The sequence below is a fragment of the Duganella phyllosphaerae genome (genome assembly GCF_001758785.1).
Taxonomy (GTDB): Bacteria; Pseudomonadota; Gammaproteobacteria; order Burkholderiales; family Burkholderiaceae_D; genus Rugamonas; species Rugamonas phyllosphaerae.
In genome coordinates this window covers 1-2,196 of record NZ_LROM01000045.1, presented here as the reverse complement: position 1 = coordinate 2,196, position 2,196 = coordinate 1, and the positions used below count along the sequence as shown (strand labels likewise).

Here is a 2,196-nt window from a genome sequence, read left to right as displayed (position 1 = left end):
GCGAGCCGCAGAAAGCGCGGCTTGCCGTCGGCGCCGGCGTGTTCGGCAAGATCGCCAGTTCGCTGGGCCTCGACGCCAGCGGCCGCATGTGGGCGTCGGGCGGCAACGGTATTGCCGTGATCGATACCGAGACCTTGCGCGTGCAGCTGTTCGGTCGTGCCGACGGCCTGGTGTTCCAGTCCTATTTCGGCGGTGCCGATGCCAGCACCGCCCAGGGCGAACCGGTGTTCGGCACCTCGGGGGGCTACGTGGTGGTGCGGCAGACGCCGGCGCAGCGCTGGAAATACCAGCCGCAACTGGTGGTGAGCAAGGTGCAGCTCGACGCCCGCCAGGTGGCGGCGGCGCCGCTGCTGGCGGCGGACGGCCGTGGCCTGGAGATCCCGGCCGGCACCCGCAACGTCAACATCGAAGTGGCCTCGCTCGACTATTCCGCCAGCGCGCGCAACCGCTACGCGTTCCGCCTCGAGGGCTACGACAAGGACTGGGTGGAAGCCGACGCCAGCCACCGCATCGCCACCTACGCCAACGTGGCGCCCGGCGCCTATCGCCTGCACATGCGCGGCAGCAACCGCGAAGGCGTGTGGAGTCCGCACGAGCTGACCATGGCGCTGCGCTTCCTGCCGGCCTGGTACCAGACCTGGTGGGCGCGCTCGGGCGCGGCGCTGGGCATCCTGCTGCTGGGCTGGGGCCTGTACCGCTGGCGTATCCGCCAGCTCGAGCACGCCAAGTTCCAGTTGCAGCACGAGGTGTATGCCCGTACCCGCCACCTGGCGCGGGTGCACGCCATCGTCAAGTCGATCAACGACCAGCTCGACTTCGACGCGCTGTTGCAGGCGATCCTGCTCGAATCGAGCGCGATCGGCCAGGTCAGCGGCGCCTGCGCGCTGATCCGCGAACCCGGTGACGGGCGGTTGCGGGTGCACGCCAGCTGGCAGTCCAGCGTGGTGCCGCCGTACGCGGCCATGACACTGGCCGAAACCCGGGCGCTGCTGGTCGATGGCGCCGAGCTGGTCATGCCCGAAATGTACTTGAGCGGCGCCGGCACGGTGCTGGCGGTGCGCATCTGCAGCGGCGAAGAGGTGCAGGGCTACCTGGTGTTCGAGCAGCAGCGCCCGTTTGCCGGGGGCGACCTGGAGATGTTCAAGGCGCTCAAGGAGCCGTTCATCTCGGCCTTCCAGAAGGCCGACGCGATCCGCGCCATCCAGCAGGCGCGCGCCGATGCCGAAGCCTCCACCCGCGCCAAGAGCGACTTCCTGGCCAACATCAGCCACGAGATCCGCACGCCGATGAACGCCATCCTCGGCTTTGCCGGCCTCGGTGCGCACCTGGACCTGCCAGCCAAGCCGCGCGACTACTTCCACAAGATCGACCGCGCCGGCAAGAACCTGCTCGGCATCATCGACGACGTGCTCGATTTCTCCAAGATCGAGTCCGGCAAGCTGGCGCTGGAAAGCGTGCCGTTCGACCTGGCCGACGTGCTCGACCAGGTCGCCGACCTGTTCTCGTGGCGGGCGGCGGAAAAAGGCCTGGAGCTGGTGGCCTGGGCCGACCCGGACGTGCCGGCGCGCCTCAATGGCGATCCGCTGCGCCTGGGCCAGGTGCTGATCAACCTGGTGGGCAACGCCCTCAAGTTCACCGCGCGCGGCGAGATCGTGCTGCATGTCACGCGCGAGACCGGGCCGGGCCCGGATCCGGACGCTGACCGCTTGCGGTTCGCCGTGATCGACAGCGGCGTGGGCATCAGCGCCGAGCAGCAGCGGCGCCTGTTCCACGCCTTCAGCCAGGCCGACAGCAGCACCACGCGCCTGTACGGCGGCACCGGGCTGGGCCTGGCGATCTCGCAGCAGCTGGTGCGCGCCATGGGCGGCGTGATCGGCGTCGACAGTACGCCCGGGCAAGGCAGCCGCTTCCATTTCAGTGTCGCCCTGCCGCCGCTGCCGGCGCCGGACGCGACGACGGAATTGCTGGCGGCGCTCGCTGGCAAGCAGGTGCTGGTGGTCGATGACAGCGCTGCGGTACGCACCATGTGCGCGCAGCAGCTGGCGCACGCCGGCCTGCTGGTGTTGACCGCTGCGACCGCCGAAGCGGCGGCGGCAGCGGTGGATGCGTACCTGGCGCAGGCGCCGCACCGTGTCGGCGCCGTCGGCGGCCGGCATGTCCCAGTCGAGCAGCACCACGTCCACCGGCGCCGGCGCC

General features: G+C 70.2%; 1 protein-coding gene. It reads left to right on the top strand.

Annotated elements, in window-relative coordinates:
• Positions 1 to 2,196, top strand: a 2,196-nt coding sequence (locus DUPY_RS03165) for a hybrid sensor histidine kinase/response regulator (protein WP_267875801.1), incomplete at both ends; no start/stop codon positions are given.